Here is a 14,780-nt window from a genome sequence, read left to right on the forward strand (position 1 = left end):
ATGACTAAGCTTACGTTAACACCAGGTCATCTGAGTTTTACGCAGCTACGGGAGATCTGGCAGCAGCCGGTACAACTGAGTCTGGACCCCAGCGCGGTTGATGCCATCAACGCCAGCGTGGCCTGCGTGAATAATATTGTTGCCGAAGGGCGAACGGCCTACGGCATCAATACGGGATTTGGCCTGCTGGCCCAGACCCGTATCGCCACGGAAGATCTGCAAAATCTTCAGCGCTCACTGGTGCTTTCACATGCTGCTGGCGTTGGCAACGCGCTGGATGATGCCATGGTACGTCTGATCATGGTGCTGAAAATCAACAGCCTGGCGCGCGGTTTCTCCGGTATTCGCCTGAGCGTGATTGAAGCGTTAATTGCGCTGGTGAACGCCGAAGTTTACCCGCTGATCCCAGCGAAAGGTTCTGTCGGCGCATCGGGCGATCTGGCCCCGCTGGCGCACATGTCGCTGACTTTGCTAGGTGAGGGGAAAGCACGCTGGCAGGGGGAATGGCTCCCGGCGACGCAGGCATTGAAAAAAGCCGGACTGGAGCCGATTACGCTGGAGGCAAAAGAGGGGCTGGCGCTGCTGAACGGGACTCAGGCGTCCACCGCCTTTGCTCTGCGTGGGGTGATTGAAGCCCAGGAGCTGTTTGCTTCAGCGACGGTGTGCGGCGCGCTGACGACCGAAGCGGTGCTGGGCTCACGTCGTCCGTTTGACCCTCGCATTCATGCCGCGCGCGGACAGCGCGGGCAGATTGACGCCGCTATGTTGTATCGTCATGTGCTGACCGACGCCAGTGCGCTGTCGCAATCCCATCATAACTGTGAAAAAGTGCAGGATCCGTATTCCCTGCGCTGTCAGCCGCAGGTGATGGGCGCGTGCCTGACGCAAATGCGCCAGGTGATGGACGTACTGTTAGTTGAAGCCAACGCTGTGTCGGACAACCCGCTGGTGTTTGCCGAAGAAGGGGATGTGATTTCCGGCGGTAACTTCCATGCCGAGCCGGTGGCGATGGCGGCGGATAATCTGGCGCTGGCGATCGCGGAAATTGGTGCGCTATCAGAGCGGCGTATTGCGCTGATGATGGATAAACACATGTCGCAGTTGCCGCCATTCCTGGTCAAAAATGGTGGGGTTAACTCTGGCTTTATGATTGCGCAGGTCACTGCCGCCGCGCTGGCCAGTGAAAACAAAGCGCTGGCACACCCGCACAGCGTAGACAGCCTGCCCACGTCGGCCAACCAGGAAGATCATGTTTCCATGGCACCTGCGGCTGGTCGCCGACTGTGGGAGATGGCGGCAAATACGCGCGGTGTGATAGCCGTGGAGTGGCTGGCGGCCTGTCAGGGGATCGATTTACGTGAAGGACTGACCTCAAGCCCGCTGCTGGAACAGGCGCGTCAGGCCTTGCGCGAACAGGTTTCACATTATACCCAGGACCGTTTTTTCGCTCCGGATATCGAGTGTGCGACCGAGCTGTTAGCGCAAGGAACGCTGTTGAAATTGTTGCCTGAATTTCTGTAGCAAATTGCCTGATGGCGACGCTGATGCGTCTTATCAGGCCTACGGTCTGCCTGGTAGGCCGGATGAGGCGAAGCCGACATCCGGCACTGCGCTTAACTGAACATCGCGGTAATTGACGCGCTGGCGAGCGAATGGAAATGGACGTTAAATCCGACCATCGCGCCGCTGGCGCCCTCATCGACATCAAGACGCTCCACATCCAGCGCGTGAAGCGTAAAGATATAGCGATGCGTTTCCCCTTTTGGCGGTGCCGCGCCGCCGTAGCCAGCTTTACCAAAGTCCGTGCGCGTTTGCAGCACGCCCTCCGGCAACGCAACCAATCCGGAGCCGTACCCTTGCGGCAGAACCCGGGTATCTGCAGGTAGGTTAACCACCACCCAGTGCCACCAGCCGGAGCCGGTTGGTGCATCAGGATCGTAACAGGTCACGACAAAACTTTTGGTCCCGGCGGGCACATCGTCCCACGCCAGATGCGGGGAAATATTGTCCCCGTCATACCCCATGCCGTTTAAAACGTGGCGATGCGGAAGTTTGTCCCCGTCGCGCAGATCGTTACTGATAAGTTTCATGCCGACTCCTCTCGTTAGCCAAAAAGTGTAGCCAGAAAACGCACAGTTTACCGCCGATTAATCGCTAAAAAATGTTGCATTGCGCACGGCGTCGTTCACCGCCTGGGTCAGACGACGCAGTTGTTCGGGCTGGATAATATACGGTGGCATCAGGTAGATAAGCTTGCCAAACGGTCTGACCCATACGCCCTGATCGACAAAGAACTTCTGCAACGCCGCCATCTTCACCGGGTGGGTGGTTTCTATCACGCCGATGGCACCGAGAACGCGCACGTCGGCGACATACGTCGAATCCGCCGCCGGTGCCAGTTCGCGGCGCAGTTGCGCTTCGATTGCAGCCACCTGTGAGCGCCACTCGCCCGACTCCAGCAGAGACAAACTGGCGGAGGCGACGGCACAGGCCAGCGGATTGCCCATAAACGTCGGACCGTGCATAAAGCAGCCCGCTTCGCCGTTACTGATGGTTTCCGCTACCTGGCGAGTGGTCAGGGTGGCAGAAAGGGTCATTGTCCCGCCGGTTAACGCTTTGCCGAGACATAAAATATCCGGCGTAATGTCGGCGTGTTCACAGGCAAATAGCTTACCGGTGCGGCCAAAGCCGGTGGCGATTTCGTCGGCAATCAGCAGAATACCTTCGCGATCGCACATCTTACGGATGCGCTTTAACCACTCGGGATGGTACATGCGCATGCCGCCTGCACCCTGAACGACAGGCTCCAGGATCACTGCCGCAATCTCGTGGCGATGGGCCGCCATCAGACGGGCAAAGGGCACCATATCCAGCTCATCCCACTCGCCGCCCATCCGGCTTTGCGGGGCTGGGGCGAACAGGTTTTCCGGCAGATACCCTTTCCACAGACTGTGCATTGAGTTGTCAGGATCGCAGACCGACATCGCCCCGAAGGTGTCACCGTGATACCCGTTACGGAACGTCAGGAAACGCTGGCGAGATTCGCCTTTTGCCTGCCAGTACTGCAGCGCCATTTTCATCGCTACTTCCACGGCAACGGAGCCTGAGTCCGCGAGGAAAACGCATTCCAGTGGTTCTGGCGTCATGGCAACCAGCTGGCGGCACAGTGCAATGGCCGGGGCATGGGTAATACCGCCAAACATCACGTGTGACATGGCGTCGATTTGCGTTTTCATCGCGGCGTTCAGCTGCGGGTGATTGTAACCGTGGATCGCCGCCCACCAGGACGACATCCCGTCAATCAGTCTCTCGCCGCTGGCTAAAATCAGTTCACAACCTTCAGCGCGCGCTACCGGATACACCGGCAGCGGGGAGGTCATCGAGGTGTAAGGGTGCCAGATATGGCGTTGGTCAAAGGCAAGATCGTCCGTTGTCATAATCGACTTGTAAACCAAATTAAAAAGATTTAGGTTTACGAGTCTACACGAAACTCAAAATGAAACGAACACCAATATGGCTCATTCTTCTCGCTGGACAATGTCGCAAGTTACCGAATTATTTGAAAAACCACTGCTGGATCTGCTGTTTGAAGCGCAACAGATCCACCGTCAGCACTTTGACCCGCAGCAGGTACAGGTCAGTACGTTGTTGTCGATAAAAACCGGCGCTTGTCCGGAAGACTGCAAATATTGCCCACAAAGTTCCCGCTATAAAACCGGTCTGGAAACCGAGCGTTTAATGGAAGTTGAGCAGGTACTGGACTCTGCGCGTAAGGCCAAACAAGCCGGTTCAACGCGTTTCTGCATGGGCGCTGCGTGGAAGAATCCACACGAGCGCGATATGCCTTACCTGGAACAAATGGTGCAGGGCGTGAAAGAACTGGGGCTGGAAGCCTGTATGACGCTGGGTACGCTGGATGAAACGCAGGCGCAGCGTCTGGCCAGCGCGGGTCTCGACTACTACAACCACAACCTCGACACCTCGCCGGAGTTTTACGGCAATATCATCACTACCCGTTCATATCAGGAACGCCTGGATACGCTGGATAAAGTGCGTGAAGCCGGAATTAAAGTCTGCTCTGGCGGCATTGTCGGCTTAGGCGAAACGGTCACTGACCGCGCCGGGTTGCTGCTGCAGCTGGCAAACCTGCCCACTCCGCCGGAAAGCGTCCCCATCAATATGCTGGTGAAGGTGAAGGGCACGCCGCTGGCGGATAATGACGATGTGGATGCGTTTGATTTTATCCGCACCATCGCCGTGGCGCGCATCATGATGCCGACCTCGTATGTCCGTCTGTCTGCAGGACGCGAACAAATGAACGAACAGACCCAGGCCATGTGCTTTATGGCCGGGGCTAACTCGATTTTCTACGGCTGTAAACTGCTGACCACGCCGAACCCGAACGAAGATAAAGACCTGCTGCTGTTCCGCAAGCTGGGCCTGAATCCCCAGCAAACGGCGGTGCTGGCGGGCGATAACGAACAGCAGCAGCGTCTGGAACAGGCCCTGCGCACTCCAGACACTGACGATTACTACAACGCGGCAACTGTATGACCTGGCAGCAAAAAATTGACGATGCGCTTGCGGCGCGTCGTTCTGCCGATGCTCTGCGCCGTCGTCATGCGGTGACGCAGGGCGCCGGGCGTTGGTTGCAGGCAGATGGTCGTCAATATCTGAATTTTTCCAGTAACGATTACCTTGGGCTAAGCCACCATCCGCAGATCGTCTGTGCGTGGCAGCAAGGGGCCGACCGATTTGGCGTCGGCAGCGGCGGATCAGGGCATGTCAGCGGTTATTCCATAGCGCATCAGGCGCTGGAAGACGAACTGGCACAATGGCTGGGTTATTCACGCGCGCTGCTGTTTACCTCCGGGTTTGCCGCCAATCAAGCGGTGATTGCCGCGCTGATGGGTAAACAGGATCGCATTGTTGCAGACCGACTCAGCCACGCTTCGCTGCTGGAGGCCGCCAGTCTGAGCCCGGCCATGCTGCGCCGCTTTACCCATAACGACACTCAGCATTTAGCTCGTCTGCTGGCGGCTCCCTGTCCGGGGCAACAGCTGGTGGTCACCGAAGGTGTATTCAGCATGGACGGCGACAGCGCGCCGCTGGCGCAAATCCACGCCGAGGCGCAGCGCCAGGAGGCGTGGCTGCTGGTGGATGATGCTCACGGTATTGGCGTCACTGGTGAGGAAGGACGCGGTTCGTGCTGGCAGCAGCAGGTCAAGCCCGAGCTGCTGGTGGTGACCTTCGGCAAAGGCTTTGGCGTCAGCGGGGCGGCCATTCTCTGCTCTGACAGCGTGGCCGATTATCTGCTGCAGTTTGCTCGCCATCTGATTTACAGCACCAGTATGCCCCCGGCACAGGCTCAGGCGTTGCGCGCCGCACTGGCGGTGATCCGCAGCCCTGAAGGCGACGAGCGCCGGGAAAAGCTGGCGATGCTTATCCAGCGTTTTCGTGCCGGTATGACGAACCCTGATTTGCTGCTGGCACAGTCAGACAGCGCCATTCAGCCACTGATCGTCGGCGATAACCAAAAAGCGTTGCAGCTGGCGCAGACGTTACGCGATCGGGGTTGCTGGGTGACGGCAATCCGGCCACCTACCGTGCCGGTTGGTACTGCCAGACTGCGACTAACGCTGACTCAGGCGCATGAAGCTCAGGATATCGACCGCTTGCTGGAGGTGCTGCATGACGCAGGTTGATAAGCAGGCCATTGCCGCCGCGTTCGGACGCGCTGCCTCCCACTACGAACAACACGCTGAATTACAGCGTCAAAGCGCCGATGCGTTACTGGCGCGGCTGGCGGGGCGGCAGTATGCCCGCGTGCTGGATGCCGGCTGCGGGCCAGGTCGCATGAGTCGCTACTGGCGAGAGCAGGGGAGCGAGGTCAGCGCCCTGGATTTGTCTGCGCCTATGCTGGCGCAAGCCCAGCGGCACGATGCGGCGCACCATTATCTGCTGGCCGATATTGAGGCCATTCCGCAAGATACCGCGACGTTTGACCTGGCCTGGAGCAATCTTGCCGTGCAATGGTGTGGCGATTTACGCCACGCATTAGGCGAACTCTACCGCGTCGTGCGCCCCGGCGGGACGGTGGCCTTCAGCACCCTGGCGCATGGCTCGATGCCGGAACTGCGTCAGGCGTGGCAGGCGGTGGATAACCGGGCGCACGCCAACCGTTTTTTATCCGTCGAACAGCTGGAAAACGCGCTGCACGGCTGGGAGGTTGAGTATCAGATGCAGGCCGTCACGCTGTGGTTTGACGATGCGCTGAGCGCCATGCGTTCGCTCAAAGGCATTGGCGCGACGCATTTGCATGAAGGTCGCGAACAGCGCGTGCTGACCCGCTCACAGCTGCAACAGTTACAGTTAGCCTGGCCCCAGAAACAGGGGAAATACCCGCTGACGTACCATCTTTTTTGGGGAGTGATTCAACGTGACTAAAACGTATTTTGTCACCGGGACGGACACCGAGGTCGGTAAAACCATCGCCAGCTGTGCATTGTTACAGGCGGCAGGACAGTTGGGCTACCGGACCGTGGGCTACAAGCCGGTCGCCTCGGGCAGTGAAATGACGGCAGACGGCCTGCGTAACAGCGATGCCCTGGCGTTGCAGCGGAACAGTACGTTGGCAGTGGACTATGCGGCCATCAATCCGTATACCTTCGCCGAACCCACGTCACCGCATATTATCAGCGCCGATGAAGGGCGACCGATTCAGGCCCCGGTGATGTCTGCCGGTTTACGCGCCCTGGAGAAACAGGCCGACTGGGTGCTGGTCGAAGGGACCGGGGGATGGTTGACCCCGCTTTCGCCGACGCTGAGCTTTGCCGACTGGGTGCAAACGGAACAATTGCCGGTGATTCTGGTGGTGGGCGTGAAGCTCGGCTGTATCAATCATGCCCTCCTGACCGCGCAGGCGATACGCCAGGCCGGGCTGACGCTGGTCGGCTGGGTTGCCAATGACGTAACCCCGCCAGGGAAGCGTCACGCTGAATACATGGCGACGCTGAGGCGCACACTTGCGGCACCGCTGCTGGGCGAGATCCCGTGGCTGTCAGCGACGCCGGAGCGGGCAGAGACCGGACGCTATATCGATCTGAGCACGCTGCCTTAGGCGCCATTTTGGTGCGGATAGGCTGCTGTGGCCTGCCCGTGTTAACGCCCTGGGCAGGCAAAAAAATGATGAAAATGCGAGCAGGATCTCGACTGCTCCAGCCCGCTTCGTTAGCTGATAAATATCAAAATTTAGCGATAATTTTTTTTTATTCGACCAAAAAAGGACATCGATACGTTTCTGCCAGGCGGCAGTCAGCACGGGCTGGAGACAGTTATCCACTATTCCTGTGGATAACCTTGTGCATTAGAGTTAGAAAACACTATGTAAGCGAGAGAAGACGCGGCCTGCGACTAAATTGCTGCGAAAGACGGCTTGAGAAAATAGTTATTCAAATACAGATTGTTAGATAAAAGCAATGGCTGTCGCGGAAGTGTCATCTGTTGCCATAAAACTTTCATCTCCTGGCTTGACAAATGTTAAAAAAGTCATAGGTCTGGGGATAACACATTTTTGCTGGTGTTTTATCTTGCCTGCGGTCAAATTTTAGCCCGCCGTGATGGGGGTTAAGGGGGCGTAACAGAAATATTGTGGTGTGTTACTGTTTTTTCATCCAGTATATTTTACTGGCAAAATCTACTGCTGCGAGTAAAATTAGACACCTGCCCGCCCATTGCTTCAGGTAGCTGCTCATGAGTAAACCGTTCAAACTGAATTCCGCTTTTAAACCCTCTGGCGATCAGCCTGAGGCGATTCGTCGCCTGGAAGAAGGGCTGGAGGATGGTCTGGCGCATCAGACGCTGCTGGGCGTAACGGGTTCGGGGAAAACGTTCACCATCGCCAACGTCATTGCGGACCTCCAGCGGCCAACCATGGTGCTGGCACCCAACAAGACGCTGGCGGCCCAGCTTTATGGCGAGATGAAAGAATTCTTCCCGGATAACGCGGTAGAGTATTTTGTCTCCTACTACGACTATTACCAGCCGGAAGCGTACGTACCGAGTTCTGATACATTCATCGAGAAAGATGCGTCGGTCAACGAACACATCGAGCAAATGCGACTATCGGCGACCAAGGCGCTGCTGGAGCGTCGGGATGTCATTGTGGTGGCCTCGGTTTCCGCGATCTATGGTCTGGGCGACCCGGACCTGTATTTGAAAATGATGCTGCACCTGACGGTCGGCATGATCATCGACCAGCGCGCCATTTTGCGGCGGCTGGCGGAGCTGCAATATACCCGCAACGATCAGGCATTTCAGCGCGGGACGTTCCGTGTGCGCGGTGAAGTGATAGACATCTTCCCGGCAGAATCTGACGACATTGCGCTGCGCGTGGAGCTGTTTGATGAAGAAGTGGAGCGTTTGTCACTGTTTGACCCGCTGACCGGGCAGGTTGAATCCAGCATTCCACGCTTTACCGTCTACCCTAAAACGCACTACGTTACGCCACGCGAACGCATTGTGCAGGCGATGGAAGACATTAAGGTCGAGCTTGCCGAGCGGCGTAAAAACCTGCTGGCGAACAACAAGTTGCTGGAAGAACAGCGCTTAAGCCAGCGTACGCAGTTCGATCTGGAGATGATGAACGAGCTGGGCTACTGTTCGGGCATTGAAAACTATTCCCGCTATCTCTCCGGGCGCGGGCCTGGCGAGCCGCCGCCGACGCTGTTTGACTATCTGCCAGCCGATGGCCTGCTGGTGGTCGATGAATCCCACGTGACTATTCCGCAAATCGGCGGTATGTATCGCGGCGACCGGGCGCGAAAAGAGACGCTGGTCGAGTACGGTTTTCGTCTGCCGTCAGCACTGGATAACCGCCCGTTGAAGTTTGAAGAGTTTGAGGCGCTGGCCCCGCAAACCATCTATGTTTCCGCCACGCCGGGCAACTATGAGCTGGAGAAATCCGGCGATGACGTCGTTGATCAGGTAGTACGACCGACCGGCCTGCTGGATCCAGTGATTGAAGTGCGCCCGGTGGCAACACAGGTCGATGACCTGCTGTCTGAAATTCGTATCCGCGCGGCGATCAACGAACGTGTACTGGTGACGACGCTAACCAAGCGGATGGCGGAAGACCTCACGGAATACCTCGAAGAGCACGGCGAGCGGGTGCGCTATCTGCACTCGGACATCGACACCGTGGAACGTATGGAAATCATTCGTGACCTGCGTCTGGGCGAGTTTGACGTGCTGGTGGGTATCAACCTGTTACGAGAAGGTCTGGACATGCCAGAGGTCTCTCTGGTGGCGATTCTGGACGCCGACAAAGAAGGGTTCCTGCGTTCTGAGCGATCGCTGATCCAGACTATCGGCCGTGCGGCACGTAACATCAACGGTAAAGCGATCCTCTACGGCGATAAAATTACGGCCTCAATGGCAAAGGCGATCGGCGAAACCGAACGGCGTCGTGAGAAGCAGCATCAGTACAACGAAGAGCATGGTATTACGCCGCAGGGGCTGAACAAGAAGGTGGTCGACATTCTGGCGCTGGGGCAAAATATTGCCAAGACCAAAGCCAAGGGCCGAGGCAAGTCGCGTTCCGGCGCGAAGTCCGAGGTGGTTGAATTGGATATGACGCCGAAGGCGCTGCAGCAGAAAATCCATGAACTGGAAGGGCAGATGATGAAGCACGCGCAGAACCTGGAGTTTGAAGAAGCTGCTCAAATCCGCGATCAGCTGCACCAGCTGCGCGAGCTGTTTATCGCGGCATCGTAAGTGGGTGCCGGATGCGGGATAAATCCCTTATCCGGCCTACGGGATAGAGCGCGTTGGTAGGCCTGATAAGCGCAGCACATCAGGCAGTGTTTGGTGCCGGATGGCGGAACAGAACGCTTCGGTAGGCCTGATAAGCGTAGCGCCATCAGGCAATTCCACCTAGCCTAACGCTTGCACCGCTTTTTCCAGCGCGTCGTGCAACAGCTGACGGTCGTGGCGATACGGAATATCGCTGGCTTCCAGCACGTCCTGAATCACAATGCGGTCACTCACGGCTGAAGCATTCACTTTTGGCCCGACAACCACCGCATCAATCACTTTTTTCCCGACATATTGTTCGATGATAGTCAGCTTATCGTTAAGCGTCAGACTGGCGGCAGGGAGGCTTAGTTCACGCCCCAGATTGCCGATGTAGACCATCGGAGCCGGTGTGCGACGTAAGGCCTGCGCCAGTTCGTCGAGCAGCAGGATAGGCATCAGGCTGGTGTAAAAACTGCCCGGCCCAATCAGAATCAAATCGGCTTCAGCGATAGCCTCTACCGCTTCGCGCGTGGTCGGCACCTTTGGCGACAGCATCAGTTCCTGAGGCGGGATAGTGAGCTGATCGATATTCACCTCGCCATAAATCTCATGTCCCTGATCGTCGATAGCCATTAAATCGACCGGCAGCTCGGACATCGGAATTAAATGCGCGTCAACTTTCAACAGGCTGCGAATTAAATTGATCGCTTCCAGAGGCCGTACGCTGAGGTGATCTAATGCCTTTAACATCAGATTTCCGAGGTTATGCCCGGAAAGTTCGCCATTACCGCCAAAACGATACTCAAACATCGCGGATGCGACGCTGGGCTGGGTAATTAACTGGTTCAGACAGTTACGCATATCTCCCCAGGCAATACCTCCCTCGGAGCGGCGAATTCGACCGGTAGAGCCGCCGTTATCGGTGGTGGTGACAATGCCCGTCAGGCGTGAACCTAAAGGAGAAAGTGAAGAGAGGACGCGTCCCAATCCATGCCCTCCGCCGAGAGCGACAACGCGATCCAGATCCGCCAACGTGCGAGTGCGCATAGTTATTCCTGATATCAATTGATCGCCGTTACAGTAGCGTAAATTGCAGGTTTTCAGCAATTATCTGGTGGGGGGGTGTGAAAATAAATTTAGGCGATCTACCTCTTTTTGACGACATCCACCTGATAGCAAGATGATGTATATCAATGCAAAACTGTGATTTTTGCTTATTCTGTAGCGAAATTGCACGATCATGTCGCTATGTATAGGATTATATAGCGAAAGTGTACATGGCAAAACTGTTATTTACACGCTAGTATCGGCATAACCAACATGTACTCGACGTATGACGAGTATAAACACTCTAGCCTCTGCACCTGGGTCAAATGATACGGTGCTTTGGCCGTGACAAGGCTTACATCAGATTGTCACCAGGGCGCAGGAAGAAATGACTCCGCCTCCCGTATTTGGAAAGGTGTACATGGGCTCTCAACTTACCGATGCTTTCGCACGTAAGTTTTACTACTTACGTTTGTCGATTACCGATGTGTGTAACTTTCGTTGCACCTACTGCCTGCCGGATGGCTACAAGCCCGGTGGGGTCACCAATAACGGTTTTTTGACCGTTGATGAAATTCGTCGTGTCACGCGTGCGTTCGCCAATCTGGGAACGGAAAAAGTGCGTCTGACCGGGGGCGAACCGTCATTGCGTCGCGACTTTACCGACATCATCGCCGCCGTGCGAGAAAATGACGCCATCCGCCAGATAGCGGTGACCACCAACGGTTATCGTTTGGCACGGGATGCCGCCACCTGGCGTGAGGCGGGGCTCACGGCGCTGAACGTCAGCGTCGACAGCCTTGACGCCCGTCAGTTTCATGCCATTACCGGGCAGGATAAATTTCAACAGGTGATGGCGGGCATTGATGCCGCCTTTGATGCCGGTTTTGAGAAAGTCAAAGTGAACACCGTGCTGATGCGCGATGTAAACCACCATCAACTGGACACCTTTCTCGCCTGGATCCAGCCACGTCCGATTCAATTACGCTTTATTGAGCTGATGGAAACCGGCGAAGGCAGTTCTCTCTTCCGTAAACACCATATCTCCGGCCAGGTACTGCGCGATGAACTGCTGCGTCGCGGCTGGATCCATCAGCTACGCCAGCGCAGCGACGGTCCGGCGCAGGTTTTCTGTCATCCCGATTATGCGGGTGAAATCGGTCTGATCATGCCGTATGAGAAAGACTTCTGCGCCACCTGCAACCGTCTGCGCGTCTCTTCTGTCGGCAAACTGCATCTGTGCTTATTCGGTGAAGGCGGGGTCAGCCTGCGTGATTTGCTGGAAGATGACGCTCAGCAGTCTGCGCTGGAAGAACGTATCTCAAGCGCGTTGCTGGAGAAAAAGCAGACCCACTTCCTGCATCAGAACAATACCGGTATTACGCAAAACTTATCTTACATTGGCGGCTGATCGCTAAAAGGAGTTTTTCATGAGTCAGGTAAGCGCTGAATTTATCCCGACACGCATTGCTATTCTTACTGTTTCTAGCCGTCGTGGCGAAGAGGACGATACCTCCGGCCATTATCTGCGCGACAGTGCGCTGGAGGCGGGTCATCAGATTGTAGACAAGGCGATTGTTAAAGAGAACCGCTATGCCATCCGCGCCCAGGTTTCCGCCTGGATTGCCAGTGACGATGTGCAAGTGGTGCTGATTACCGGCGGTACCGGTTTGACCGAAGGCGACCAGGCACCAGAAGCGCTGTTGCCGCTGTTCGACCGTGAAGTCGAAGGGTTTGGCGAAGTGTTCCGCATGCTCTCCTTTGAAGAGATTGGCACCGCGACGTTGCAATCACGCGCGATTGCCGGTGTAGCCAATAAAACGCTGATTTTTGCCATGCCGGGGTCGACCAAAGCGTGTCGCACTGCCTGGGAAAATATCATTGCGCCGCAGCTCGATGCCCGTACGCGTCCGTGTAACTTCCACCCCCATTTGAAGAAATAAGTATGTCGCAACTGACTCATATTAACGCCGCTGGCGAAGCGCACATGGTGGATGTTTCCGCCAAAGCCGAAACCGTACGTGAAGCGCGCGCCGAAGCCTTCGTCACTATGCGTAGCGAAACCCTGGCGATGATTATCGACGGCAGCCACCATAAAGGCGATGTTTTCGCGACCGCACGTATTGCCGGTATCCAGGCCGCCAAGCGTACCTGGGATCTTATCCCGCTATGTCACCCGCTGATGCTCAGCAAGGTTGAAGTTAATCTGCGCGCCGAGCCGGAACACAACCGTGTGCGCATTGAATCGCTGTGCCGACTGACCGGGAAAACCGGCGTCGAAATGGAAGCGTTAACCGCAGCATCGGTGGCGGCGCTGACCATCTACGACATGTGCAAAGCGGTTCAAAAGGATATGGTGATTGGTCCGGTACGTCTGCTGGCGAAAAGCGGCGGCAAGTCGGGTGATTTTAAGGTGGATGCAGATGATTAAGGTGCTTTTCTTTGCCCAGGTGCGAGAACTGGTGAACGCAGATACGTTAGAAGTCGCGGCAGATTTTCCCACGGTGGAAGCCTTGCGCCAGCATCTGGCTGCGCAAAGCGATCGTTGGGCGCTGGCTTTAGAAGATGGCAAGCTGCTGGCGGCCGTCAACCAAACGCTGGTGAGCTTCGACCATCCCCTCAACGCAGGTGATGAAGTGGCCTTCTTCCCACCGGTAACCGGAGGCTGAGATGGCTGAAACGCGAATTGTTGTTGGGCCTGCGCCGTTTAGCGTTGGGGAAGAATATCCCTGGCTGGCAGAGCGCGATGAAGACGGCGCGGTGGTCACGTTTACCGGTAAAGTGCGTAATCACAATCTCGGGGACAGCGTGCAGGCATTGACGCTGGAACATTACCCGGGCATGACCGAAAAAGCGCTGGCGGAAATCGTCGATGAGGCGCGTGAACGCTGGCCGCTGGGCCGCGTGACGGTTATCCACCGTATTGGTGAGCTGTGGCCGGGAGATGAGATAGTCTTCGTTGGCGTGACCAGCGCGCATCGCAGCAGTGCCTTTGACGCCGGACAGTTTATTATGGATTATCTTAAGACCCGCGCGCCGTTCTGGAAACGCGAGGCCACGCCGGAAGGCGACCGTTGGGTTGATGCCCGCGACAGCGATAAGCAAGCAGCAAAACGCTGGTAGAGTACAATTGGTTTAGGTACATACTGACTCAGGAGATTGTCATGGACCGATTCCCACGAACCGATTCTATTGTGCAGGCCCGTTCCGGTCTGCAAACCTATATGGCGCAAGTCTACGGCTGGATGACCTGCGGGTTGTTACTGACGGCGTTTATTGCCTGGTATGCGGCGAACACGCCGGCGGTGATGATGTTTGTCTTTTCCAGCAAAATCACCTTCTTTGGGCTGATCATCGCCCAACTGGCGCTGGTGTTTGTCCTTTCCGGCATGGTGCAGAGGCTCAGCGCCGGTATGGCCACCACGCTGTTTATGCTCTATTCGGCATTAACCGGGCTGACGCTGTCGAGCATCTTTATCGTCTATACCTACTCGTCTATCGCCAGCACGTTTGTGGTCACTGGCGGGATGTTCGGTATCATGAGCCTGTACGGGTACACCACCAAGCGCGATCTCAGTGGTTTTGGCAACATGCTGTTTATGGCGTTGATCGGCATCGTGCTGGCTTCGCTGGTTAACTTCTGGCTGAAGAGCGAAGCGCTGATGTGGGCGGTGACCTACATTGGGGTGATTGTGTTTGTCGGCCTGACCGCTTATGACACGCAGAAGCTGAAAAACATCGGCGAGCAAATCGATCTGCGCGACAGTTCTAACCTGCGTAAATACGCGATCCTTGGGGCGTTAACGCTGTATCTGGACTTTATCAACCTGTTCCTGATGCTGCTGCGTATTTTCGGCAATCGTCGTTAATTTCTGCTGCCGGATGGCGCTGCGCTAATCCGGCCTACCGTGTTGCGTAGAAAGTAGGCCGGATAAGGC

At 56.3% G+C, this 14,780-nt stretch carries 15 protein-coding genes and 1 riboswitch; of the genes, 12 read left to right on the plus strand and 3 right to left on the minus strand.

The window, feature by feature from the left end:
• Complete coding sequence (gene hutH / locus FDX01_RS19645; protein ID WP_137400321.1) at positions 1–1,521, plus strand: histidine ammonia-lyase; 1,521 nt, start codon at positions 1–3, stop codon at positions 1,519–1,521.
• Between the two features lie 92 nt (positions 1,522–1,613).
• Here the strand turns inward: hutH and FDX01_RS19650 are convergent, their stop codons facing one another.
• Positions 1,614–2,090 (minus strand): kinase inhibitor, encoded by a 477-nt coding sequence (locus FDX01_RS19650; RefSeq protein WP_137400322.1) that lies wholly within the window; start codon positions 2,088–2,090, stop codon positions 1,614–1,616.
• Between the two features lie 57 nt (positions 2,091–2,147).
• Positions 2,148–3,437 (minus strand): adenosylmethionine--8-amino-7-oxononanoate transaminase, encoded by a 1,290-nt coding sequence (bioA, locus tag FDX01_RS19655; RefSeq protein ID WP_137400323.1) that lies wholly within the window; start codon positions 3,435–3,437, stop codon positions 2,148–2,150.
• 76 nt (positions 3,438–3,513) lie between these two features.
• Here bioA and bioB point away from each other — a divergent pair, with 76 nt between their 5' ends.
• The 5 genes from bioB to uvrB all read left to right on the plus strand — a co-directional run bounded on the left by bioB (position 3,514) and on the right by uvrB (position 9,774).
• Positions 3,514–4,554, plus strand: a complete 1,041-nt coding sequence (bioB, locus tag FDX01_RS19660) for a biotin synthase BioB (protein ID WP_096757785.1) — start codon at positions 3,514–3,516, stop codon at positions 4,552–4,554.
• On the plus strand, positions 4,551–5,705 hold the full coding sequence (gene bioF / locus FDX01_RS19665) for an 8-amino-7-oxononanoate synthase (protein WP_137400324.1): 1,155 nt from the start codon (positions 4,551–4,553) through the stop codon (positions 5,703–5,705). Before bioB ends, bioF begins: the two co-directional genes overlap by 4 nt.
• Positions 5,692–6,447, plus strand: coding sequence for a malonyl-ACP O-methyltransferase BioC (gene bioC / locus FDX01_RS19670; protein ID WP_137400325.1), 756 nt, complete (start codon positions 5,692–5,694; stop codon positions 6,445–6,447). The genes bioF and bioC overlap by 14 nt, the downstream gene beginning before the upstream one ends.
• Positions 6,440–7,120: a dethiobiotin synthase gene (gene bioD, locus FDX01_RS19675; RefSeq protein WP_137400326.1), complete on the plus strand. Its 681-nt coding sequence runs from the start codon at positions 6,440–6,442 to the stop codon at positions 7,118–7,120. Before bioC ends, bioD begins: the two co-directional genes overlap by 8 nt.
• Positions 7,121–7,752: 632 nt before the next feature.
• Positions 7,753–9,774 (plus strand): excinuclease ABC subunit UvrB, encoded by a 2,022-nt coding sequence (gene uvrB, locus FDX01_RS19685; protein WP_115259005.1) that lies wholly within the window; start codon positions 7,753–7,755, stop codon positions 9,772–9,774.
• Between the two features lie 159 nt (positions 9,775–9,933).
• Here the strand turns inward: uvrB and yvcK are convergent, their stop codons facing one another.
• Positions 9,934–10,842 carry a uridine diphosphate-N-acetylglucosamine-binding protein YvcK gene (gene yvcK / locus FDX01_RS19690; RefSeq protein WP_137400327.1) on the minus strand — a complete coding sequence of 303 codons (909 nt, stop codon included), beginning with the start codon at positions 10,840–10,842 and terminating at the stop codon, positions 9,934–9,936.
• A 288-nt stretch (positions 10,843–11,130) separates the two neighbouring features.
• A riboswitch (molybdenum cofactor riboswitch) is annotated at positions 11,131–11,276 on the plus strand.
• Between yvcK and moaA the strand changes: the two genes are divergently transcribed.
• The 6 genes from moaA (at position 11,264) to FDX01_RS19720 (ending at position 14,711) form a co-directional block, all read left to right on the plus strand.
• Complete coding sequence (gene moaA, locus FDX01_RS19695) at positions 11,264–12,253, plus strand: GTP 3',8-cyclase MoaA (protein ID WP_096757779.1); 990 nt, start codon at positions 11,264–11,266, stop codon at positions 12,251–12,253. It overlaps the preceding riboswitch by 13 nt.
• Before the next feature lie 19 nt (positions 12,254–12,272).
• Entirely contained in the window at positions 12,273–12,785 is a 513-nt protein-coding gene (gene moaB / locus FDX01_RS19700; protein ID WP_096757778.1) for a molybdenum cofactor biosynthesis protein B, read from the plus strand.
• A gap of 2 nt (positions 12,786–12,787) precedes the next feature.
• A complete protein-coding gene (moaC, locus tag FDX01_RS19705; protein ID WP_096757777.1) occupies positions 12,788–13,273 on the plus strand; it encodes a cyclic pyranopterin monophosphate synthase MoaC in 486 nt (161 codons plus the stop codon).
• Positions 13,266–13,511: a molybdopterin synthase sulfur carrier subunit gene (gene moaD / locus FDX01_RS19710; protein ID WP_096757776.1), complete on the plus strand. Its 246-nt coding sequence runs from the start codon at positions 13,266–13,268 to the stop codon at positions 13,509–13,511. The genes moaC and moaD overlap by 8 nt, the downstream gene beginning before the upstream one ends.
• 1 nt (position 13,512) lies before the next feature.
• Positions 13,513–13,965, plus strand: coding sequence for a molybdopterin synthase catalytic subunit MoaE (moaE, locus tag FDX01_RS19715; RefSeq protein ID WP_115259002.1), 453 nt, complete (start codon positions 13,513–13,515; stop codon positions 13,963–13,965).
• Between the two features lie 41 nt (positions 13,966–14,006).
• Complete coding sequence (locus FDX01_RS19720; protein WP_137400328.1) at positions 14,007–14,711, plus strand: Bax inhibitor-1/YccA family protein; 705 nt, start codon at positions 14,007–14,009, stop codon at positions 14,709–14,711.
• Positions 14,712–14,780: the final 69 nt, after the last annotated feature.

The organism is Citrobacter sp. wls613, assembly GCF_005281195.1.
In the GTDB taxonomy this organism is placed as follows: Bacteria; Pseudomonadota; Gammaproteobacteria; order Enterobacterales; family Enterobacteriaceae; genus Citrobacter; species Citrobacter gillenii.

What these genes read in the sequence shown, in the direction of transcription:
- FDX01_RS19650 (WP_137400322.1), bottom strand. Translation starts at nt 2,090, where the DNA reads ATGAAACTTATCAGTAACGATCTGCGCGACGGGGACAAACTTCCGCAT.
- moaC (WP_096757777.1), top strand. Translation starts at nt 12,788, where the DNA reads ATGTCGCAACTGACTCATATTAACGCCGCTGGCGAAGCGCACATGGTG.
- uvrB (WP_115259005.1), top strand. Translation starts at nt 7,753, where the DNA reads ATGAGTAAACCGTTCAAACTGAATTCCGCTTTTAAACCCTCTGGCGAT.
- bioC (WP_137400325.1), top strand. Translation starts at nt 5,692, where the DNA reads ATGACGCAGGTTGATAAGCAGGCCATTGCCGCCGCGTTCGGACGCGCT.
- moaB (WP_096757778.1), top strand. Translation starts at nt 12,273, where the DNA reads ATGAGTCAGGTAAGCGCTGAATTTATCCCGACACGCATTGCTATTCTT.
- moaD (WP_096757776.1), top strand. Translation starts at nt 13,266, where the DNA reads ATGATTAAGGTGCTTTTCTTTGCCCAGGTGCGAGAACTGGTGAACGCA.
- hutH (WP_137400321.1), top strand. Translation starts at nt 1, where the DNA reads ATGACTAAGCTTACGTTAACACCAGGTCATCTGAGTTTTACGCAGCTA.
- bioA (WP_137400323.1), bottom strand. Translation starts at nt 3,437, where the DNA reads ATGACAACGGACGATCTTGCCTTTGACCAACGCCATATCTGGCACCCT.
- FDX01_RS19720 (WP_137400328.1), top strand. Translation starts at nt 14,007, where the DNA reads ATGGACCGATTCCCACGAACCGATTCTATTGTGCAGGCCCGTTCCGGT.
- moaA (WP_096757779.1), top strand. Translation starts at nt 11,264, where the DNA reads ATGGGCTCTCAACTTACCGATGCTTTCGCACGTAAGTTTTACTACTTA.
- bioB (WP_096757785.1), top strand. Translation starts at nt 3,514, where the DNA reads ATGGCTCATTCTTCTCGCTGGACAATGTCGCAAGTTACCGAATTATTT.
- moaE (WP_115259002.1), top strand. Translation starts at nt 13,513, where the DNA reads ATGGCTGAAACGCGAATTGTTGTTGGGCCTGCGCCGTTTAGCGTTGGG.
- yvcK (WP_137400327.1), bottom strand. Translation starts at nt 10,842, where the DNA reads ATGCGCACTCGCACGTTGGCGGATCTGGATCGCGTTGTCGCTCTCGGC.
- bioF (WP_137400324.1), top strand. Translation starts at nt 4,551, where the DNA reads ATGACCTGGCAGCAAAAAATTGACGATGCGCTTGCGGCGCGTCGTTCT.